Annotated in this window: 14 protein-coding genes; 8 read left to right on the top strand and 6 right to left on the bottom strand. The window is 63.9% G+C overall.

Annotated elements, in window-relative coordinates:
* Positions 1–32: 32 nt before the first annotated feature.
* The gene (locus HLH36_RS15685; RefSeq protein ID WP_408871908.1) at positions 33–1556 is read right to left on the bottom strand and encodes a replicative DNA helicase; all 1524 of its coding nucleotides are present in this window, start codon (positions 1554–1556) and stop codon (positions 33–35) included.
* 87 nt (positions 1557–1643) lie between these two features.
* Positions 1644–2306 (bottom strand): guanylate kinase, encoded by a 663-nt coding sequence (gmk, locus tag HLH36_RS15680; RefSeq protein ID WP_182987276.1) that lies wholly within the window; start codon positions 2304–2306, stop codon positions 1644–1646.
* A gap of 101 nt (positions 2307–2407) precedes the next feature.
* On the opposite strand from gmk, the gene HLH36_RS15675 reads away from it, so the two are divergent.
* From HLH36_RS15675 to HLH36_RS15665, 3 genes are all read left to right on the top strand, one after another.
* Entirely contained in the window at positions 2408–3226 is an 819-nt protein-coding gene (locus tag HLH36_RS15675; protein WP_182987275.1) for an SDR family NAD(P)-dependent oxidoreductase, read from the top strand.
* Between the two features lie 78 nt (positions 3227–3304).
* Positions 3305–4654: a purine-cytosine permease family protein gene (locus HLH36_RS15670; protein ID WP_246376937.1), complete on the top strand. Its 1350-nt coding sequence runs from the start codon at positions 3305–3307 to the stop codon at positions 4652–4654.
* 30 nt (positions 4655–4684) lie between these two features.
* Positions 4685–8008 carry an efflux RND transporter permease subunit gene (locus HLH36_RS15665; protein ID WP_182987274.1) on the top strand — a complete coding sequence of 1108 codons (3324 nt, stop codon included), beginning with the start codon at positions 4685–4687 and terminating at the stop codon, positions 8006–8008.
* 131 nt (positions 8009–8139) lie between these two features.
* Here the strand turns inward: HLH36_RS15665 and rfbA are convergent, their stop codons facing one another.
* A complete protein-coding gene (gene rfbA, locus HLH36_RS15660) occupies positions 8140–9039 on the bottom strand; it encodes a glucose-1-phosphate thymidylyltransferase RfbA (protein ID WP_182987324.1) in 900 nt (299 codons plus the stop codon).
* Between the two features lie 191 nt (positions 9040–9230).
* On the opposite strand from rfbA, the gene HLH36_RS15655 reads away from it, so the two are divergent.
* From HLH36_RS15655 to HLH36_RS15645, 3 genes are all read left to right on the top strand, one after another.
* Entirely contained in the window at positions 9231–11342 is a 2112-nt protein-coding gene (locus tag HLH36_RS15655) for a hypothetical protein (protein WP_182987273.1), read from the top strand.
* Between the two features lie 14 nt (positions 11343–11356).
* Positions 11357–12022 carry a histidine phosphatase family protein gene (locus HLH36_RS15650; protein ID WP_182987272.1) on the top strand — a complete coding sequence of 222 codons (666 nt, stop codon included), beginning with the start codon at positions 11357–11359 and terminating at the stop codon, positions 12020–12022.
* Positions 12023–12252: 230 nt separating this feature from the next.
* Entirely contained in the window at positions 12253–13902 is a 1650-nt protein-coding gene (locus tag HLH36_RS15645) for an NAD-dependent malic enzyme (RefSeq protein WP_182987271.1), read from the top strand.
* Positions 13903–14089: 187 nt separating this feature from the next.
* Here HLH36_RS15645 and HLH36_RS15640 read toward each other — a convergent pair whose 3' ends face one another.
* Both HLH36_RS15640 and HLH36_RS15635 read right to left on the bottom strand, forming a co-directional pair.
* Positions 14090–16318, bottom strand: a complete 2229-nt coding sequence (locus HLH36_RS15640; RefSeq protein WP_182987270.1) for an NACHT domain-containing protein — start codon at positions 16316–16318, stop codon at positions 14090–14092.
* Between the two features lie 944 nt (positions 16319–17262).
* Entirely contained in the window at positions 17263–18939 is a 1677-nt protein-coding gene (locus tag HLH36_RS15635; protein WP_182987269.1) for an alpha-keto acid decarboxylase family protein, read from the bottom strand.
* A gap of 124 nt (positions 18940–19063) precedes the next feature.
* Here HLH36_RS15635 and HLH36_RS15630 point away from each other — a divergent pair, with 124 nt between their 5' ends.
* A complete protein-coding gene (locus tag HLH36_RS15630; RefSeq protein WP_220792882.1) occupies positions 19064–19969 on the top strand; it encodes a LysR family transcriptional regulator in 906 nt (301 codons plus the stop codon).
* Between the two features lie 10 nt (positions 19970–19979).
* Here HLH36_RS15630 and HLH36_RS15625 read toward each other — a convergent pair whose 3' ends face one another.
* Positions 19980–20390, bottom strand: a complete 411-nt coding sequence (locus HLH36_RS15625; protein WP_182987268.1) for a winged helix-turn-helix transcriptional regulator — start codon at positions 20388–20390, stop codon at positions 19980–19982.
* A gap of 121 nt (positions 20391–20511) precedes the next feature.
* Between HLH36_RS15625 and HLH36_RS15620 the strand changes: the two genes are divergently transcribed.
* Positions 20512–21063, top strand: coding sequence for a flavodoxin family protein (locus tag HLH36_RS15620; protein WP_182987267.1), 552 nt, complete (start codon positions 20512–20514; stop codon positions 21061–21063).
* The last annotated feature ends 27 nt before the right edge of the window (positions 21064–21090 follow it).

The raw sequence follows: 21090 nt of genomic DNA, 5'->3' as shown, positions 1-21090 counted from the left end.
AAATCTTGCCGATTGCGGGATGAGCCGGAGAGTTACGAAGGTGGGTATCCGCCTTCGTGAACCAGGTCGAGATCGCCGAAGCGGGTGAATTCGCCCTCGAAGAACAGATGCACGGTGCCGGTGGGGCCGTGACGCTGTTTTTCCAGGATCAGTTCGGCCCGGTTGTGCGCCAGGTCCATCTTGCGTTGCCAGTCTTCCAGCGCCGTCTGGTATTTTTCGGTCGAATCGTAGGCCGTTTCCTTGGGCTGGCGCTGTTGCAGATAATACTGGTCGCGATAGACGAACATCACCGCGTCGGCGTCCTGCTCGATCGAGCCCGATTCACGCAGATCCGACAGCATCGGCCGCTTGTCCTCGCGGCTTTCGACCTGGCGCGAGAGCTGGGACAGCGCGATCACCGGTACGCTGAGTTCCTTGGCGATCGCCTTCAGCCCCTGGGTGATCATGGAAATTTCCAGCACGCGGCTTTCCGGCCGCGTACCCACCGAAGGACGCATCAGTTGGAGGTAATCGACCACCACCAGGCTCAGCCCCTTGGTGCGGGCCAGCCGGCGGCAGCGCGTGCGCATGGCCGACAGCGAGATGGCGGGCGTGTCGTCGATATGCAGCGGCAATTGCGCCAGTTCGCGCGTGACCTGGACGAAGCGGTCGAATTCCCTCTGTCCGATCTCGCCCCGGCGGATGCGTTCGCCCGACACGCTGGCCTGCTCCGACAGGATACGGGTGGCCAACTGCTCGGCCGACATTTCCAGCGAGAAGATGGCCACCGACCCCTTGGTCTGGGTGCCCGGCGGCGCGTCCTCGGCCTCGCGCATCAGGGCGCGGGCGGCGCTGAAGGCGATCTTGGTCGCCAGCGCCGTCTTGCCCATGGCCGGTCGCCCGGCCAGGATCAGCAGGTCGGACGGGTGCAGGCCGCCGGTCTTCTTGTCCAGGTCGCGCAGGCCGGTCGTCAGGCCGACCACGTCGCCGGTGCGGTGGAAGGCCTTTTCGGCCACGTCCAGCGCGTCGGCCAGGGCACGGTCGAAACTGGTGAAGCCGCCATCCTGTCCCTTGTCGGTGGCTAGGCGGAACAGCGCCTCTTCGCCCGCCGCGATCTGGTCCACGCCGTCCAGTTCCGGACGGGCGCCGAAGGCGTTGTTCACGACCTCCTCGCCGATCTCGATCAATTGGCGGCGGACCCAGGCATCGTGGATCACCCGGCCGTAATCGCCGGCATTGATGATGCCGACCATCGCCGTCAGCAGGCGGGCCAGATAGGCCATGCCGCCGACCGGTTCCAGCACGCCGGAATGCTCGAACTCGCTGCGCAGGGTGACCGGGTCGGCCAGTTGCCCGGCTTCGATCCGCCGTGCGATGGCGTCGAAGATCCGGCCGTTCACCGCGTCGGCGAAATGGGCGCCGGTCAGGAAGTCCGACACGCGCTCATAGGCGCGGTTGTTGGTCAGCAGCGCGCCCAGCAGGGCCTGTTCCGCCTGCATGTTGGCGGGGGGCTGGCGCTGGGTCAGGCCCAGCAGGGAGCCGTCCCCGGCGCGGGACTCGGTCTGGGTGGTATCGATCTGGTTCACCCGTTCCTCCTAGCAGACAGCCGGACGACGACACAGGGGCCAACGCATGGCGGCATGGTTGGTGGACGATCCGGTGCCTCAGCCTTCGAAACCGGCGACGAATCCGGGGAGGCCCTTCTGGCGGGCTGTCTGGAGCCGGGCCGCGACCAGGATCGACCGGGCCTCGGCAATCGCCTGGTCCAGGTCGGAATTCACGATGACGTGGTCGAATTCCTGCCAATGGGCGATTTCGTCACGTGCCGCCGTCATGCGCTTTGCGATTTCTTCCGGATGGTCCGAGGCGCGGCCGTGCAGGCGCCGTTCCAGTTCCGCCAGCGAGGGCGGCAGCACGAACAGGCTGATCACGTCATGGGGCAGCGCCGCGCGGATCTGCCGGTGGCCCTGCCAGTCGATATCGAAGACCATGTCGCGCCCTTCGGCCAGGGCGGCCTCGACCGGGCCGCGCGGGGTGCCGTAGCCCCGGCCGAACACGGTTGCCCATTCCAGCAGCTCGCCGGTCGCGGCCATCCGCTCGAACTGTTCCATGGTGCGGAAATGATAATGCACGCCGTCGCTTTCGCCCGGACGGGGTTGGCGGGTGGTGACCGACACGGAATGCAGCAACTGGGGCTCGGCCGCGCGCAGGGCGTTGGCGATGGTCGATTTTCCGGCACCCGAGGGCGCCGAGATCACCAGGCAGACCCCACGCCGCGCCACATGCGGCCGGGCGGACGGGCCGTGTCGTTCCCTGCTGGGCGTCATCGTCGGCATATCCCCCTGATCCTCGTCCGTTCCGATACGATTCCGCGCCGGCCCGGCACGGATTTGCGGTCTTTTATCAGGCAGTCTCTATTCTGGCGAACATGAAACGGGACATGATTCTGATCACCGGGGCCTCGTCGGGCATCGGGCGGGCGATCGCCCTTCATCTGGCGGCCCCCGGCGCCGTATTGCATCTGGGCGGGCGCGATGCGGGGCGGCTGGAGGCGGTGGGGCGGGACTGTGCCGCACGGGGCGCGCGTGTGCTGGCCCGGCGCCAGGACGTGCGTGACGCGGAGGGTATGGCGGCATGGATCGGCGATGCCGGGCCGCTGGATCTGGTGTTCGCCTGCGCCGGCATCACGGCTTCCACGTCGCCGCGTTCCACCGGCGCGCCGCGCGAGTCCGAGGGGCAGGTCCGGCGTATGCTGGACGTCAATCTGGGCGGGGTGATCAACACCGTGCTGCCGGCGCTGGAGGTGATGGGCGGGCAGGCGCCGGACGGGCAGGGAGTGCGCGGGCGGATCTGCGCCATTGCCTCGGTCGCCGGGCTGGTCTCGTTTCCCGGCACGCCGTCCTATTGCGCGTCGAAGGCGGCGGTGGACCGGTTCATGGTCGCGACGGGGGGCAATGTGGCGGGTGACGGCATCCGGCTGTCCAGCGTCTGCTGCGGGTTTGTCCGTACGCCCATGGTGGCGGCCAACGATTTTCCGATGCCGGGCCTGACCGAGGTGGATGAAGCCGCCGCCGCGATCCTGCGCGGGGTCGCGGCCGGCCGGCGGCGGATCGTCTTTCCCTGGTGGCTGGTGGCCGGGTCGCGGCTGATGGATCTGCTGCCGCCGCGATGGGCCGAGGCCTATTATAATCGCCAGCCTGCCGGCCAGGCCGGGTCGATGCCCGAGACGGGCGGCATGTCGTCCTGACGGACGGCTTGCCACCGCTGTGGGTTCACGCCACGATTGGTGCGGCGTCATCATGATCGGGGGTCCGGGCTGTTGCCGATGTCCTTTCTGCGTCCCCCTTCCATGGAGGAGCTTGGCGCCGCCGCCGTTTCCCGCCCGGTCGCGTCCGAACGCAAGACCATGCCCATCGACCGGGTGTTCTGGAGCCATTTTTCGCCCAATCTCGGCCCCGGCGGCTGGGTGACGGGGGCGTTGCTGGTCTCGCTGGGGCTGGATTTCCGCTTCGGCCTGCTGGCGATCGTGATCGGCAATGTGGTCGGCGCGCTGCCGGTGGCGCTGGCCGCCGCGATCGGCCCGCCCACGGGACTGACGCAGATGGAGGCCTCGCGCCGCGCGCTGGGGCGGCTGGGCGTGCGCCCACCGGCCTTTCTCAACTGGATCTACTGCGTCGGCTGGGATGCGGTGAACAACGTGCCCGCCGCCACGGCGCTGATCGCGTTCCTGTCGATCGTGGCCGGGGCCGCGCCGCCTTTCTGGCTGGCGCTGGGCGTGCTGGCCACGCTGCAGATGGTGGCCAGCATCTATGGCCACGACATGGTGCAGGCGTTGCAGAAATATCTGGGGGCGGCATTGCTGGCGGCCTTTACGGTCATTGGGCTGCAATCGGCCTGGCATGGGGTGGCGCTGCCGCATGCGGCGCATCCGCCCGGCATTGCGACCATGCTGCTGGCGGTGGCGATCCTGGCCAGTTTCAACCTGTCCTGGGCGTCCTATTCATCGGACTATACGCGCTACCTGCCGGCGGAGACCCCGCCGGGGCGGGTGGTGTGGCTGGCGCTGGCCGGGCTGCTGGGGTCTGCCGTGCCGTTCCAGATCCTTGGCCTGCTGACGGCCGCCAGCATCGCCGAGCCGTCGCCGACGGCGGTGATTGCCAGCCTGCAGCACGCGGCAGGCCCGCTGGGACCGATGGTGTTGGCCGTCATTGCCCTGTCGTCGATCACGGGCAATGCCTTCAACGACAATACCGCCAGCTACAGCCTGATTTCGGCCGGGGTGCATATCCCCCGGGTCCTGGCCGCGATCGTCACCGCCCTGCTGGGCTATGGGCTGGCGGTGGCTGGGGCCGGGCGGTATGCGGCGCTCTATACCGATTATCTGGTGGTGACGATGTACTGGATCGCGCCATGGATCGGAATCGTGCTGGCGGACTGGTATTTCGGCGACCGCACGGTGCATCCGGTTCCTCCGGGCTGGACGCGCGGGGCGAGCATCTTCATGATCGTTTCGGTGGCGACCATCCTGCTCTTCTCGACCAGCCAGCTTTATACCGGTCCGGTCGCCCGATGGTTGGGCGGAGCCGATATCGGCTATTATGTGGGCTTCTTCGTCGCGGCGTTGTGGTACGGCCGGAGCGGGGCACGGCCTCGGGGGTGGAAAGCTGATGCATAGGCCGTCGTCATCCGCTATGCGCATCGCCGTATGAATCCCTGCCGTCCTTTCATTCTGCGCCCGGTGACGACGACGCTGATCGCGCTGGCACTGGTGCTTGCGGGCCTGTTCGCCTACCGCGCGCTGCCGGTCGGGGATCTGCCGAACATTTCGGTTCCGGTCATCTATGTGGTGGCGACCCAGCCGGGGGCCTCGCCGCAGCAGATGGCGACGTCGGTGACCACGCCGCTGGAACGGCGGCTGGGCCAGATTGCCGGCATCAGTTCGATCGAATCTGATTCGACCGACAGCACCGCCTTCATCCTGCTGACCTTCGACGACAGCCGGAACATCGACGGCGCGGCCAACGACGTGCAGGCGGCATTGCGCGCCGCCATGCAGGACATGCCGACCACGCTGCAGCTGGTGCCGCAATACTGGAAGGCCAATCCGGCCGACAATCCGATCATGATCATGGCGCTGACGTCGGACAGCCGGCCGACGGCCGATCTGTACGATGTCATGAAGACGCATCTCCAGCCGATGCTGTCGCAGATCAAGGGCGTGGGCTGGATCGAGATCGCGGGCAGCTCGGCCCCGGCCGTGCGGGTGGAGATGAATCCCTACCCGCTGTTCAAATACGGAATCGGCTTCGAGGATATCCGTTCGGCCCTGGCCTCGGCCAATGCCAACACGCCCAAGGGCTATATCGATGTCGGGCCGCAGCGCTACACGATCGCGACCAACGACCAGGCCCGGCATGCGGCGGAATATCGGGACCTGGTGGTGGGGTACCGCGGCGGGCGGCCGGTGCGGCTGGCCGACGTCGCCTCGGTCGTCGATGGGGTGGAGAACGAGCGGCAGAGCGGTTATTTCAGCGGGCATCGCGCGGTCATGGCCGTTATCCGGCCGCAGCCCGGCGCCAATGTCATCCATGTGATGGACGAGATTCAGGCCCGTATCCCCAGCATGCAGGCCGCCCTGCCGTCGGGCATCACGCTGATACCGGGCATGGACCGGTCGATCACCATCCGGGCCTCGCTGACCGATACGCAGGTCACGCTGCTGATCTCGGTGCTGCTGGTGGTGGGGGTGGTGCTGGTGTTCCTGCGCGCGCCGCGCTCGACCCTGATCCCGGCGGTGACGGTCCCGATCTCGCTGGCGGGTACGCTGGCGGTGATGTATCTGCTGGGCTTCTCGCTGGATACGCTGTCGCTGATGGCGCTGACGATCGCCACCGGCTTCGTGGTCGATGATGCGATCGTGGTGGTGGAGAACATCGCCCGCCACATGGAAGACGGGATGCCGCGCCGCGAGGCCGCGCTGCTGGGCTCGGGCGAAATCGCCTTTACCGTGCTGTCGATCACCATCGCCCTGGTCGCGGTGTTCCTGCCGCTGCTGCTGATGCCGGGCACGCCAGGCAAGATCTTCTTCGAATTCGCGATGACGCTGGCTACCGCCGTCACGGTCTCGCTGTTCCTGTCGGTCACGCTGACGCCGATGATGTGCGGGCTGCTGCTGGATGTGGCCCATGGGGCACCGCTGCCCGCCGGTGCGTCGGCGCTCCGGCGGGGCCTGCGCCGCCTGTCGGACGGGATCGAGGCGGTGTTCGTGGCGATTTTGAACGCCTATGTCCGCTCGCTGGACCGCGCGCTGCGGCATCGGTGGCTGATCCTGGCTACCCTGCCGCTGAGCCTGGTGGCGACGGTCGCCATTATCGTCGTGATGCCCAAGAACATCATCCCCAAGGAGGATGTCGCGCTGATCGTCGGCTATTTCCGGGGTGACGAATCCGGGTCGTTCCAGAAGATGGACGAGAAGATCCGGGCCGTCAGCGCCGCGATGATGGCCGACAAGGATACGGAATCGGTGGCGGCCTTCTCGGGCGATACGCGGGTCGAGGGCCAGGCCTTCGCGCAGTTGATTGGCAAGCACGAACGCAGCGACGGGCCGGACGAGATGATTGCCCGCGTGCGCGAGCGCCTGAAGGGGCTGGCGGGGGTGCGGCTGTCGCTGTTCTCGGCCGGGGACGTGAATGGCGGCGGCGGCCGCCAGCAGCAGGGTGCCTATCGTTATGTGCTGCGTAGCGACAATGCCGAGCAGATCTATGAATGGACGCCGCGCATCGTCGATGCCCTGAAGGGCAGCAAGGTGATGACCGACATCACCACCAACCTGACCGACCATGCGGTCGCGACCCATGTCGACATCGCGCGCGATACGGCCGCGCGCTACCTGGTGACGCCGCAACTGGTCAGCCAGGCGCTGTTCGACGCCTATGGCCAGCGCAGTGCCTCGAACATTTCCACCCCGCTGGCCACCTATCATGTGGTGATGGAGGTGGCGCCGCCCTATCGCCAGTCGCCGGACATCATGCAGGCGTTCCGGGTTTCGACCTCGGGCGGGACCGCCGGGGGCGGCACGGCGTCCAACACGGTGCGCGTGCCCACGCCCGATACGGGCAGCACGTCGAAGGCCACGTCGCTGAGCCAGCAATCCTTCCGCAACGCCATCGCCAACCGCCTGGCGGGCGGGGCCGGGGCGTCGAGCGGGTCGGCCGTGTCGTCCAGCATCGAGACGATGGTGCCGCTGCCGGTGGTGGCCGCGATCGGGGAACGCCCGACCTCGATCTCGGTCGGGCATCGTGACGGCTTCGTCTCCGGTGCCATTTCCTTCAACCTGGCCAAGGGGCGGTCGCTGGACGAGGCTACGGCGGAAATCCGCGCCGCGATGGTCAGGCTGCATGTGCCGGCGTCGATCCAGGGCGGCTTTACCGGCCAGGCGGCGCAGTTCCAGACCGCGCTGATCAACGAGTTGCTGGTGTTCCTGGCCGCGCTGGCGACGATGTATGTCACGCTGGGCATTCTGTACGAGAGCTATGTGCATCCGCTGACCATCCTTTCCACCCTGCCGTCGGCGGCGGTGGGGGCGGTGCTGGCGCTGTGGGTGACGGGTGAGGAATTCTCGCTGATCGCGATGATCGGGGTGATCCTGCTGGTGGGCATCGTGAAGAAGAACGCGATCCTGATGGTGGATTTCGCGCTGCATGCCGAGCGAGACGGCAGCATGTCGCCCGAGGAGGCGATCCGCGAGGCCTGCGCCAAGCGTTTCCGCCCGATCCTGATGACGACGCTGGCCGCCGCCTTCGGGGCGGTGCCGCTGATCCTCAGCGGTGGCTACGGGATCGAACTGCGCCGCCCGCTGGGCATCGCGGTGGTCGGCGGGCTGCTGATGAGCCAGCTCCTGACGCTCTACACCACGCCGGTCGTGTATCTGCTGCTGGAGCGTATTCGGGCCTGGGTGACGCGGCAGGCTTCGCGCCGCTGGCGGGGGCATATCCGGCCGGCCGATATGCGGGATCGGCCGGTTGGGTAGGAGGTTCTTCTTTTTCTGAAGAAAAAGAACCAAAAAGACTTTTATTCGTTTTGGGCCGTCGTGTGGCCCAGCATAAAATGCCTGAACGAATCAAAGTTTTTTTGGTTCTTTTTTTCAAAAAAGAACGAAGACTATGCCGGGATCGGCAGGGGCGCGGACGGTTCGGCTGGCCCGGCCATATCCTGCAATTGCCGGCCGAGTTCGGTCTTGAACACGCTCTGGGCGATCTCGCGCAACTGCTCGGCGTCGATGAAGCCCATGCGGAAGGCGACTTCGGCGGGCGATCCGACCAGCATGCCCTGCCGGGACTGGATGGTCTGCACGAACATGCCGGCCTGGAGCAGGGCGTCGGGGACGCCGGCATCGAGCCACGCGCAGCCCCTTCCCAGTTTTTCGACCTGGAGTGAGCCTTCCTCGAGATAGATCCGGTTCAGGTCGGTGATTTCCAGCTCGCCCCTGGGCGACGGGCGGATCTGCCGGGCGAAGGTGCTGACGCGGGCATCGTAGAAATACAGGCCCGTGACCGCCCAGTGCGAGACCGGATGGGCGGGCTTCTCGACCAGGGTGCTGGCGCGGCCTTCGGCATCGAAGGTCACCACGCCGTAGCGTTCGGGGTCGCGCACCTGGTAGGCGAACACCGTCGCCCCGCTGTCGCGCCTGGCCGCCCCTTGCAGCAGCGTGCCGAGATGGTCGGCGAAGATCAGGTTGTCGCCCAGCGCCAGGGCGCAGGGGGCGCCGGCCAGCCAGTCCTCGGCGATCAGGAAGGCCTGGGCGATGCCGTCGGGGTTGGGCTGGACGCGGTAGCTGAAGCGCACGCCATATTGCGCCCCGTCGCCCAGCAGGCGCTGGAACTGCGGCAGGTCGTCGGGCGTGGAGATGATCATGATGTCGCGGATGCCGGCCAGCATCAGCGTCGACAGCGGGTAGTAGATCATCGGTTTGTCATAGACCGGCAGCAACTGCTTGCTGGTCGCCAGCGTCATGGGGTGCAGCCGCGTGCCCGATCCGCCGGCCAGCAGGATGCCCTTCATCCCGGTTTCGGTCGTGCGGTCGTTTGCCGCCGGGATGTTCGCGCGATAGGGGTGCAGATGCGACAGGTTGGTCATCGGGGTCGGTTCCGATCCGGGGTTCCGCATGATTCGCTCCTTTCCTGGTGGCCGGGCGCGCGATTGCCGCGCCGGGGACCTGCGCGCATAGTGATGATGGCAACAGGGATTTTTGCGTGCTCGCCGAACGATTGACCCATGACCTGGCCTGCGTCCTCGAACGTCCCGACCTGCGCGTGATCGCGGGTGCGCGGCGCATCGGGCTGGATACGGCGCTGGCCGGGCCGTTCGTGGTGCGGGCCGACGGGATGGTGGTGCTGGGGGCGCCGTGCCTGATGGTGCCGGCCTGTGCGCCGGTCGTGCTGCGTCACGCGCTGGAACTGGCCCGGCTGATCGAGGCCGTGCCCGATGATGCGGTGCTGGCGGGGCTGTGCGCGGCCCGCACGGCCGCGCTGTTCGCGGAACTGGATGGGCCCGAGGGGGCGCCCGGACCGGACTGGCATGCCGACATGGCGGCTGCCAATCCGCCGGGCATCGGCCGGTTGCGGCAGGTCTGGGTTGAGCTGGCGCCGTTGCAGCCGCCGGTTGCCCCGGAATGTGCCGGGGAGGGGGCATTCGACCGGCTGGCGGCCCGGCTGGAGGCATTGTGGCCGCTGCTGGGGCCGGCGGAAAAGCTGATGGCCGAGGGCGGCGATGCACGGCTGGCGATCGACCCGGCGACCGGGCTGAATCATTATGGCTCGTCCCACCGGCCGCGGCCGTGGGCTGTCACCTATGCGTCCTCCACCGCGTCCTCGGTGTCCGAGCGCGGGTTTGCGGGGGCCGAGGCAGCGCGTGCGCGGCTGGTGCAGGGCGATCTGACAGAGGACGGGGCGCAGGTCCGGGCGGGCATGGTCGCGGAGGTTCGCCGCCGGATCGCGGAGCATTATGGGATGACCGGGGTCGAGGGCGTTGTCCTGGCGCCGTCGGGGACCGATTGCGAATTGTATGCCCTGGCCCTGGCGATGCTGGGTTCTGGTGGACATTCGGTCGGCAACATCCTTCTGGCCCCCGAGGAAACCGGGAGCGGCGTACCGTTAGCGGCAAAAGGTTGCCATTTCGCGAATGACACCGCGCTGGGCGCGCAGGTGGAAAAGGGCGGGCTGATCGCGGGGTTTCCGGCGGAAACGCTGCTGCTGTCCGTGCCGCTGCGCCGGCCGGATGGGGCGGCGCGCATGCCTGCCGAGATCGACCGGGATTGTCTCGAACTGGCGCGGCGGAGCTGGCGGGCGGGGCGGCATGTGCTGCTGCACCGGCTGGACCTGTCCAAGACCGGGCTGCTGGCGCCGGGGCTGGAGATGCTGGACCGGCTGGCCGATGCCGCCCGCGCCGATGGCGCGACGGTGCCCGATATCGTGGTGGATGCCTGCCAGGCGCGGCTGGACCCGGTGCGGGTGCGGGCCTATCTGGACCGGGGCTGGATGGTGATGATCACCGGCTCCAAATTCTTCACCGGGCCGCCTTTCTGCGGGGCGCTGCTGCTGCCGGAAAATGTGGCGGCGCGGCTGCGCGGCGGGGGGCTGCCGGCCGGTCTGGCGGAGTATTGCCATCGCGCCGCGTGGCCGGAGGCACCGGCGGCGCAGGTGCTGCCGGTGGGCGAGAATGTGGGGCTGATGCTGCGCTGGTATGCCGCGCTGGCTGAGATGACGGCGCTGCGGGAGATTCCGCGCCCGGTGGTGCGGGCCCGGCTGGCGCGGTTCCTGACCGCGCTGGAGGCGGCGATCGATAGCGACCCGGACCTGCGGCGCCTGCCGGTGCCGCATCCGGCGCGGCCGCCTTTGGCCGATGCGTGGGATGACCGGGGCACCATTTTGAGCTTTTTCGTGCGCGATCCGCTGGCCTCGTCCGGCGAGGATTTCGTGCCGCTGGCGTTGGAGCCCGCGCGGGCGCTCTATCGCTGGCTGAATGCCGACCTGTCGCGGGTGGTGCCCGAGGGGGCGGATCGTGCCCTGGCCGGGCTGCTGTGCCATGTCGGCCAGCCGGTGCCGCTGCCGCATCCCATGCTGCCCGGTAGGGTGGCGGGAGCGCTGCGGCTGTCGGCCGGGGCACGGCTGGTTTCGGGCGAGCCGTCGCATGACGGGCTGGTGCCCGATCTGCGCATGGATCGGGAAATCGGCGATGCGCGGCGGGTTCTGGCCAAGATCGGGCTGATCCTGCGCTATTGGGAGACGCTGGCGGCGGCAGACCCGGTACAGACCTACGCGCCGCTTCCGGCTATGGATAGCGGAGCACCCGTCACCTTGCCCTGATTGGACCGGCTTGCATGAACCAGAATCACGGTCATTTCCTCGACACCCCCAAGCTGACGGATGGTGTCACCCGCTTCTGGCTGGTCCGCCATGCGGTGGTCGAGGAAAATGCCCGCATGCGGGTGTATGGCACGCTGGATGTGCCGCTGTGCCCGGACAGCCTGGTGGCGCAGCGGGGCATGTATGAGGCGCTGGCCGCGCGCCTGCCGCGCAATGCGCAATGGTTTACCTCGCCGCTAGGGCGCACGCAGCATACCGCGCGGACCATTCTGGACGCGGGATATGGCGCGGTGGACTGGACGGTGGAGCCCGGATTTACCGAGCAGTCGCTGGGTGAATGGCATGGGCTGCGCCATCATGAATTGCTGGACCAGTTGAAGCTGGCGCCGCATCTGTTCTGGTCGGTCGCGGCCTCGGAACGGCCGCCCGGCGGCGAGAGCATGCTGGAGGTCTGCGCCCGCGTGGGCGAGACGATGGACCGCATGGCCGAGGCGTACGCGGGCCGGAACATGGTCGTGGTCAGCCATGGCGGGGCGATCCGCGCGGCGCTGGCGCATGCGCTGCGCGTGCATGCGGATACCGCGCTGCATTTCTCGATCCAGAATCTTTCCCTGACGATCATCGAGCGCTTCCCGGAAGCGTGGCGCATCGTGGCCGTCAACGAATTGCCGGGAGTGTGAGAACCTGTCTGCACATGCGCGCTGGCGGCGATCCGACGCGCGTTTTCTGCGCTTCGCGGCGGACGGCGCATAAGGCCACTCCGCTTCGGTGCGAAAACACATGCTGGGCGTGGCCCTGCGGACGGTCGCGCTCGCCAGCCCACATGTGCGGACAGGTTTTGACGGGCTGTCTCTAACCCTGCCCGGCGTGGCGGCTTTGGTCGCCGATCAGTGCATGGAGGACCTCGAACATGAATTCATCCGACCGCCAGGCCCTGCGAGGCACGGCTCTGCTGAACGATCCGTTCCTGAACCGTGGGACCGCCTTCACGACCGCCGAACGCCGGGCGCTGGGCCTGGAGGGCCTGCTGCCGCCGCAGGTTGAAACGCTGGAGCGGCAGGCCGAACGGGTGCTGCAGCATCTGGACGCCAAGCCGACTGATCTGGAGCGCTATATCTACCTCTCCGCGCTGGTCGATCGGAACGAGACGCTGTTTTACAAGGTGCTGATGTCGGACCCGGCGCGCTTCGTGCCGATTGTCTATGCGCCGACGCTGGGCGAGGTCTGCAGGTCGTTCAGCCATCTCTATCGCCGCCCTCGGGGCATGTATATCAGCCTGGACATGAAGGGGCGCATTGCCGAGGTGCTGCGGAACTGGCCGGTGCCGGACGTGCGCTTCCTGTGCGTCACCACGGGCGGGCGCATTCTGGGGCTGGGCGATATCGGGGCCAACGGGATGGGCATACCGATCGGCAAGTTGCAGCTTTATACCGCCTGCGGCGCGGTGCCGCCGCATACCACGCTGCCGGTGCAGCTTGATATCGGCACCACCAATGCGGCGCTGCGCGCCGATCCGCTCTATCTGGGCCTGCGGCGCGAGCCGCCGCCGGAAGCGGAACTGGATGCGTTCGTCGAGGAATTCGTGACGGCGGTGCAGGAGGTGTTTCCGGCCTGCTGCATCCATTTCGAGGATTGGAAGGGCACGGACGCGATCCGCTATCTGGAGCGGTATCGCGAAAAGGTGCTGTGCTACAATGACGACATTCAGGGCACGGCGTCGGTGACGCTTGCGGGGCTGGTGACGGCGCTGCGGATCAAGGGCGAGCAGCTGGCGGACCAGACTTTCCTGTTCCTCGGTGCGGGGTCCTCGGCGCTGGGCACGTCGGACCTGCTGGTGACCGCGATGGAGGCCGAGGGGCTGACGACGGCGGAAGCGCGCTCGCGCATTGTCATGATGGATATGAAGGGGCTGGTGGAGCCTTCGCGCACCGACCTGACCGAGGAGCAGCGCCGCTATGCCCATGCGGCAGCACCCACGCGCGACCTGCTGGAGACGATCCGTCGGGTGAAGCCGAGTGTGCTGATCGGGGTTTCGACCGCCGGGGGGGCGTTTACCCAGCCGGTGGTGGAATTGATGGCGGAGATCAATGTGCGGCCGATCATCTTCCCGCTGTCGATCCCGCGCCCGGAATGCACGGCCGAGCAGGCCTATGGGTGGTCGGGCGGGCGGGCGTTGTATGCCGCCGGTATCCAGTTTCCGCAGGTGATGCGGGGGGACATGGTGTTCCGGCCCGGGCAGGCCAATAATTTCTATATCTTTCCCGGCCTGGGGCTGGCGGTTTACGCCACGCGGCCACGCCTGGTTACCGGCGCGCTGATCATCGAGGCCGCACACGCGCTGGCCGACCAGGTGTCGCCTTCGGCGCAGGCGCGGGGGATGCTTTACCCGCCGCAGTCGCAGATTCTGGAAGTCGAGGTGACGTCGGCCTGCCGGCTGGCGGAGTATCTGTTCGAGAACGGCATGGCGACCGTGCCGCGCCCGGAGGATATCCGGGCGTGGATCGAGGGGATGTGTTACAGCCCGGAATATGGGGCGATTGAGCAGGTGGCGGGAGGCTGAAAGAAAAGTTGTTCGTTTTTGACAGGGGGTGATGGTGGATTCTTTCACCACCGCTCATCTCTATCGGAAGTAATAGCGAAGTTTTTTTGTCTCCGACGGCTGGTGTTGGGGGAAATGGACAGTCAGCCTTTCGAATCGCTCCTTCGAAAGGCTGACTGTCCAAAATTTTATCCTACTTTCATTGAATTTATACGAGTGATAATAATCTAGCGCATAGATTTTGGTAGAAATACACGACTGTAGGGTCGTTCTTGTTTTCTGATAGTATTTCTTCCGCTTGTCGTATATGAAGAAAGCGGGCATCTGTTCCTGATGCCTGTCGAACTTCTATCTTGATAAGTTCGCTCTCAGATAAAATTTCTTCAATAGTAGGCCACCAGGGATCATCTAGAATTCTGGCCGCGTATATATCGTCGCCCCTTCTGAGCCAATATTGGCGCATACGACATGCTCTTTGAAGAAGTTTGACCGCAGGATGCTGCCGGAGTGCATGGGGAAGTAGGGCAACCTCTTCAATGGGGGGGCTTTCAAGATGACTACGAACCCATGCTTCACGCGCTTCTGGCGTAAATAGAGTCTCGGTGCCTTTGCTAACGTCGCGAATTATCTGAGGATTGGGAAAAAGTTCGGGTAGTACTGTGTCACGGTCTGCGATTAACGATAGTATATTGGAATTGTCAAAACTGACGGCGGCTAAATTTGCTCCTCGGCAATCAAGCTGACTTATAAATGAATCTCTTATAACTCCTCCAGAAGCAGTTCCTGCTATTCTGCATTCATCGAGATCTATACTTGAAATTCCAAAATTATCGTGAAACTCTGCGACTGCAAGAGACGCTAAAATAAGAGCACCAAGGTTCTTTTTCGTGCGATCAACAGGAGGATAGTTTGAAAACATGTCGACTACTTGATTGCAAAATTTTGATATTCTTTCCTCTTGGACTCCACTGCTTATGACATCACCAAACGTCTCTAAAAAACTCGAAGCTAAAATATTTCTACTTAACATTCGTCCGGTCTGACCTGAGGTGATCATATCAATGGCAGAAATGCTTAAAAAATATTCATAAAATTTATCATGATAGAATTTCCGATATCCACGACGATCATCGTTCGTAAAAAAAGCCAAGGCATGACTGCGAGCCTTCAATATGCGGACTAATGATTCGTCGATATCTTTAGGTAGGGCGACGTCAACAAGCCACGATAGCGTTGCGTCACTGATCGAAGAGTTGTTAGACTCCGCCATATCGCGGGCGGCCTCTCCTAGGAGAGAGATTATGTAATGTCGGCGCTCGGAGGCGGTCAGAACTCGTTCAATGGCATCGCCAAACTTACCGACTTCCCGTTCAATCATTGCTTCCATGAGGATGGACAGTACGCTAATAGCGGCGCTATTAGAGAGACTCTCTGCAATCTCTGGATTCGCAAGCGTCCGTAGAAAAAATGGTCGCAACGCGAGCGAATTCGGTTCCAAATAGTCTTCAATGGACGAAATCTGGGTGTCGCTCCAGCCTTGTTCAGAAAGCCACCGGATCGCTACCGATTTAGACGGAGGCTGAAGAGTTAGAACATTTATTTCATCTTTATCGTCTCGAAGGCTTGATATATCCTTAAGCACACGATCGCGACCGATGAATGTTTCGCGCCCTGCGAGGATGATGCTCCCGGAACCCCTTAGGGCTTCGATCAGATCACTAACTTGCGCCCACGCATTGCCATATCCGTCAGGATCTGCCAGTTCGTCAAATCCATCGATTGCAAGAGTAATCAATCCATGTTTTGCTAAAATGGGAGCCTGATCAAAAGTAACATAAACTCTCATTCTTTGTAAACTAAAAGCCATCATATCATATAAATAAGAAAGAGTTCGACCCCGGCTTTGGATGTGGAGAATTAGGGGGCGTCTATTGTTTATATAATTTTTTGATCTGCTTTTTGATAAAGAAAGAATGAACTGTGTCTTTCCAATTCCGGCCGGACCATCAATTAGGAGTAATCTCGTTGAATCGATTTTATGCTTTTTACAAAGTAATTCATCAATGTCATTTTCATTTGCAGATGTGAAGTCGTCATTGAGAAAACCTAATACTGCGATTAAACTGCGCGAATCAGCATCTTCTTGATCCAAGAAAGCAGATTGTTTACTTGCCCAATCGCGCAAATTTCCGTATCTGCCGGATGCAAGGAGAGCGCGTATATTTGCATGCTTAACCGTCTCGTCTGCCCATGTTTCGATCAGAGCTTCGTTATTATTAGAAATCTGAATTTCTGTCAGATCTCCGTGGCGAACAAATCTAACAACAGAGCCAGTAGGATGTGGTTCTATCGAGGGAGCCTCCGTGCCAATATCGGCAAAAGCCGCGAGATCGTTGGCAATTAGCGTTGATCGCTCGTGTGTATCCGCCTTACTCATGCTAATAGCCCCTCAAGAGATAGGTAACGACTGCTTGCCCGCGCGGGAGGACGTATCAACAGGACCAAGCCTCCCAAAGGCTTCATCCAAGATTCCGCTACAAAAACGGGTGGTACGATATCGTCGTCGCCCGAAAATACGAGAGCAATCGATTTTGGCTCATAACGTGCCCATGTCAATAAATCCGAGGCGAGTGCGGTATCAACCATCTTCTCTACTGGTGGGGAATCTCCCCTCTGTCGTCGTAAGGTGTTGGGAAGATGTATATGCCAAGGGGAGATCTCTCGTTCTTGAAGTGCATCGATTAGCCGATCGCCAAACTCTATATCGGATAATGCTAACACTCGAGCAGACGGAAAGATGTCGTCTGGAGTCAAATATTCTGGAATTGCGCAAAATGCGCGGCGGTTCTCTGTTTGAGTCGTACCCATTGTCCATCCATGGTATAGGCGTATTCTAACACGGAATACGCTAACTTCGTCCAATGCGCACAATAATTTCGTTACCTTTTTCCCAACTGTCTTGAGAGCGAAGTGACAGCGATCTATTGGGTTATTCTCGATAGCTGGCGGTGTAGCGAGAATCTGGCTATTCCAATCGAGGAATAGTCCGACCCGACGTAATGGTCGATTCAACAATTATCTCCTGATATTGACCTGCTCGGGAATTTTCATCCAATTGAAAGTAGAGCCTCAGGGAACGTTAAGCCCTTGGCTGTAGCGCGCGCAACGGGGTCAGGATCGGCGCCGGTGCGCGCGCTACAGCCAAGGACTTAACTTCAGCCAAGACTCGACTCTTAGTTTGATGAAAATTCCATGACAGGTCGCCGGCATTTTCTCAACCGGCATCTTCGAAGACTCTGAGAGCCTGACCGAACAATCCGCCAGAGGCCAACGGATCAAAGTCTTTTTGCTTCTTTTTCTTCAGAAAAAGAAGAGTCTCTTTCAGTTCACTTTCGGCGGGCGGCCGTTGGCGGCGGCGACTTTGGTGCCCCATTTGACCAGGGTTTCGGTGCAGTCGGTGCGGTCCAGGTCGCATTCGATCAGGGTGGGGCCGTTTGTATTGGCTTTGGCCTGTTCGATGGCGCCCGCTAGTTCGCCGGCGGTGGTGGCGCGGAGGCCCAGGCCGTGTCCGTCCTGGGCGTTGAAGGCGGCGATGAGGCCGGCGTAGTCCCAGTTCTTGATGTAGTTGTAGGGGCCGTCGTGGATCTTGATTTCGATGACGTAGCCGTGATTGTTCACGAGGAAGATGATGATCGGCAGTTCGTAGCGCACCATCTGCGCGACTTCCTGCGCGGTGAGCTGGAAGGAGCCGTCGCCGACCATCAGGACGTGGCGGCGGTCGGGGGCGGCCAGCGCGCCGCCGAGGGCGGCGGGGACCGACCAGCCGATGCTGCCCCACTGCATCTCGCTTTCGACCTTGGCGCCGCCGGGCAGGGTCATGCGGACGGCGTTGAACCAGCTATCGCCGGTTTCGGCCGTGAGCGTGGTGTTGCTGTCGACCAGGGCGTTGATCTGGCGGGCCATTTCGTCGTTGCTCAGGCGGGCGTCGCGGGCTGCCGTGGGGATGGTGGGCTGGGGCTGGCGTGGGGTTTCGGCGGAGCCGGCGCGGCGGGGGGCGCGGGCGGTGAGGGCCTCGACATATTGGCGGATGGAGAAGCCTTCGAAGACGCGGCCGTTGACGGTGATGCCGTGCAGGTCGGCCAGCAGCGTGTCTTCGGGACGTAGCGTGGCGCGCCAGCCGACGGTGGCGTAGTCGTTGAAGATCGGGCCGAGGCAGAGGATGCCGTCGGCGCCCTCGACGAGGTCCTGCGCGCCGGGGGAGCTGACTTCGCCCCAGTAGACGCCGCGATAGGCGGGGTGGTCTTCGGGGAAGAAGCCCTTGGCGGCGGCCATCACCGTGACCGCGCAGCCCATGCGGTCGGCGAGGGCGGGCAGGAGGTCGATGATGCCGGAGGCGCGCATGCGGCTGCCGACCAGCAGGACTACCTTGTCGCGGGCGTAGAGGAAGCGGCCGGTTTCTTCCAGCGCGGCGTCCAGGCTGGCCTGGTCGGCGGCGGGTTCGGACAGCAGGCTGCTGACGGGGCCGGGGGCGGGGCAGGCGGCGTTGGCGAGGTTGCAGGGGATTTCGATATAGGCGGGCTTGCGTTCGCGCAGGGCGGTGCGGATGGCGTTGTCGATCTGGTGCGGGGCGTTCTCGGCGGAGAAGATCACCTCGGCGGCACAGGTGATGTGGCGCATCATCTCGGCCTGGTAGCCGTAATTGGTGTTGCCCAGCGTGTGGTGCAGCAGGTGGCCCGAGCCATGATCGTTGGTGTTGGGGGCGCCGGAAATCAGGATCACCGGCACGTTCTCGGCGTAGGCGCTGCCGATGGCGTTCATGGCGGAGAGGGCGCCGACGCTGAAGGTGACGACCATGGCGGCGGCACCGTTGGCGCGGCCGTAGCCCTCGGCGCTGTAGCCGCAATTCAGTTCGTTGCAGCTATAGATCTGCCTGGTGGAGCCTTCCGCCAGCAGTTCGTCGAGCAGGATGAGGTTGAAATCGCCGGCGACGGCGAAATGGTGCTTCAGGCCGATCTGGCCGAGGCGGGCGGAAAGATATTGGCCGACTGTGGTGGTCATGATGGTGACTCCCCCGGTGGGTTCCCGGGGCGACCCGTTCGTCCCGGCTGCGTGGGGGGCAGACTGGAAGCCGAAAATTCTTCTGTCCAATATATGCGAACAACGTTATCCATATGTTTCAGATATGAATATTGAATTCCGCCATCTGCGCTACGTTGCTGCGATTGCCGAGCATGGCAGCTTCACGCATGCGGCACGGGCGCTGCACATGGAACAGCCGCCGCTGAGCCAGCAGATCCGTGCGCTGGAGCAGGCGTTGGGGCTGAAACTGTTCGTGCGCTCGCGGCAGGGGGCGGTGCCGACGGAGGCGGGGGCCGAACTGGTGAAGCGGGCACGTATCCTGTTGCAGATGCGGCAGGAATTCGTGGATGTGGCGACCGGGCTGGGGCGTGGCGAGCGGGGCAGCCTGCGGGTGGGGCTGGCGGGGGCGGTGTCGCTGCTGCCGTTGATTCCGGCGGCGATCCGTCAGTTGCGGCTGGCGCTGCCGCATGCGGTGATCACGATGGAGGAGAGCAATACCCCCGCGCTGTGTGCGGCGCTGACGGAGCGGACGATCGATGTGGCGATTATCCGCCCGCCGGCACCGGGCGGGGCGTTCACGATCGAGACATTGTTCGAGGAGCCGACGCTGCTGGCGGTGCCGGTCGGGCATCCGGCCGCCGGTCAGGCGACCGTGGCGTTGCAGGATGTGGCGCGCGATCCGCTGATCCTGTTTCCGCGTGCGCTGGGGCCGGGCTTTTTCGACGCCATCCTGGCGGCGTGCCAGAATGCGGGCTTTACCCCGCAACTGGGACAGGAGGCACCGCAGATCATGGCGGCGGTGCCGCTGGTGGCGGCGGGGCTGGGGGTGTCGATCGTGCCGGCCAGCCTGGACCAGATCCATGCCGGTGGGGCGGTGTTTCGCCCGATTGCCGGGACCGCGCCGCGCGCGACACTGGCGGTGGCGACGCGGCCCGAGCCGCCGACGCCGCTGCTGCGGCGCTTCGTGGAGACGGTGCGCGAGCAGGTGCGGGCGACGGTGCCGACGTAAGGGCGGCCGGTCAGAGAGACGTGGCGGCCAGGCGATCGTCGTACAGGCGCTGGGCGTGCTGGATCTGCGCCATATGGCTCTCGGCCCAGTGGATCAGGCTGGCAGCAGCCTGCGTCAGGGTTTCACCCAGCGGGGTGAGGCTGTAGGTGACGGCGACAGGGACGGTGGCGTGAACCGTGCGCAGTACCAGCCCGTCGCGTTCGAGGTTTTTGAGCACCTGAGAGAGGACTTTCTGGGAAATGCCGCCGATGTCGCGCCGGATGGCGTTGAAGCGTGCCGCGTCGTGGCGCAGGCGGTCGAGCACCAGCAGCGCCCATTTGTCGCCGATGCGGTCCAGCACCATGCGGGCGGGGCATTCGCGGGCGTAGACGTTGAAGCCGGAGGCATCCGGCGTGAGGGGCGGTTTCCTCGGCGTAACCATGTTTCGAAAAAGTGCCTTCTTGCTGGCTGTCGCGCGGGTTCGTATCAGGAATCGAAACCTGGTTTCAATATGAAACCAGGTGAAGGCGACTCCAATCCGCGTCACCGCGAGGGAACGAGACATGAGCAAGACTGTCGTTATCTATCATTCGGGCTATGGCCACACGAAGACGGTTGCCGAGCATGTGGCGCGCGGCGCCGATGCACAGATCATCGCGATCGATGCGAACGGCGATATCACCGAGGCGGACTGGGCCACGTTGAACGCGGCGGATGCCATCATTTTCGGCGCGCCGACCTACATGGGCAACGTGAGCTGGCAGTTCAAGAAATTTGCCGATGCGACCTCAAAGGTCTGGTTCACGCGCGGGTGGCAGGACAAGGTGTTCGGCGGCTTTACCAATTCGGCCAGCCCGAACGGCGACAAGCAGGTGGCGCTGATCACCTTGCAGACGCTGGCGTCGCAGCATGGCGGGATCTGGGTCAGCCTGGGCGTTCCGCCGTCCAACACCAAGGCCGCGACGTCGGACGATCCGAACAATCTGGGTGGGTCGGTCGGATTGCTGGCGCGCTCGCCCGCCGATGCCGGGGCGGATGAGGTGCATCGGGGCGATCTGGTCACCGCCGAGCGTTACGGCAGGCGGGTCGCGGAGATTGCGGCGCGGTTGAAGTAGGCTGTTTCGCGGGGCTCTGCCCCGCAC

It is taken from the genome of Gluconacetobacter aggeris (assembly GCF_014174395.1).
Taxonomy (GTDB): Bacteria; Pseudomonadota; Alphaproteobacteria; order Acetobacterales; family Acetobacteraceae; genus Gluconacetobacter; species Gluconacetobacter aggeris.
Note: the sequence above shows the minus strand (reverse complement) of the source record. Positions and strands in the feature narration are given on the sequence as shown.

What these genes read in the sequence shown, in the direction of transcription:
- gmk (WP_182987276.1), bottom strand. Translation starts at nt 2,306, where the DNA reads ATGACGCCCAGCAGGGAACGACACGGCCCGTCCGCCCGGCCGCATGTG.
- HLH36_RS15675 (WP_182987275.1), top strand. Translation starts at nt 2,408, where the DNA reads ATGAAACGGGACATGATTCTGATCACCGGGGCCTCGTCGGGCATCGGG.
- HLH36_RS15670 (WP_246376937.1), top strand. Translation starts at nt 3,305, where the DNA reads ATGTCCTTTCTGCGTCCCCCTTCCATGGAGGAGCTTGGCGCCGCCGCC.
- HLH36_RS15665 (WP_182987274.1), top strand. Translation starts at nt 4,685, where the DNA reads ATGAATCCCTGCCGTCCTTTCATTCTGCGCCCGGTGACGACGACGCTG.
- rfbA (WP_182987324.1), bottom strand. Translation starts at nt 9,039, where the DNA reads ATGAAGGGCATCCTGCTGGCCGGCGGATCGGGCACGCGGCTGCACCCC.
- HLH36_RS15650 (WP_182987272.1), top strand. Translation starts at nt 11,357, where the DNA reads ATGAACCAGAATCACGGTCATTTCCTCGACACCCCCAAGCTGACGGAT.
- HLH36_RS15645 (WP_182987271.1), top strand. Translation starts at nt 12,253, where the DNA reads ATGAATTCATCCGACCGCCAGGCCCTGCGAGGCACGGCTCTGCTGAAC.
- HLH36_RS15640 (WP_182987270.1), bottom strand. Translation starts at nt 16,318, where the DNA reads ATGAGTAAGGCGGATACACACGAGCGATCAACGCTAATTGCCAACGAT.
- HLH36_RS15635 (WP_182987269.1), bottom strand. Translation starts at nt 18,939, where the DNA reads ATGACCACCACAGTCGGCCAATATCTTTCCGCCCGCCTCGGCCAGATC.
- HLH36_RS15630 (WP_220792882.1), top strand. Translation starts at nt 19,064, where the DNA reads ATGAATATTGAATTCCGCCATCTGCGCTACGTTGCTGCGATTGCCGAG.
- HLH36_RS15625 (WP_182987268.1), bottom strand. Translation starts at nt 20,390, where the DNA reads ATGGTTACGCCGAGGAAACCGCCCCTCACGCCGGATGCCTCCGGCTTC.
- HLH36_RS15620 (WP_182987267.1), top strand. Translation starts at nt 20,512, where the DNA reads ATGAGCAAGACTGTCGTTATCTATCATTCGGGCTATGGCCACACGAAG.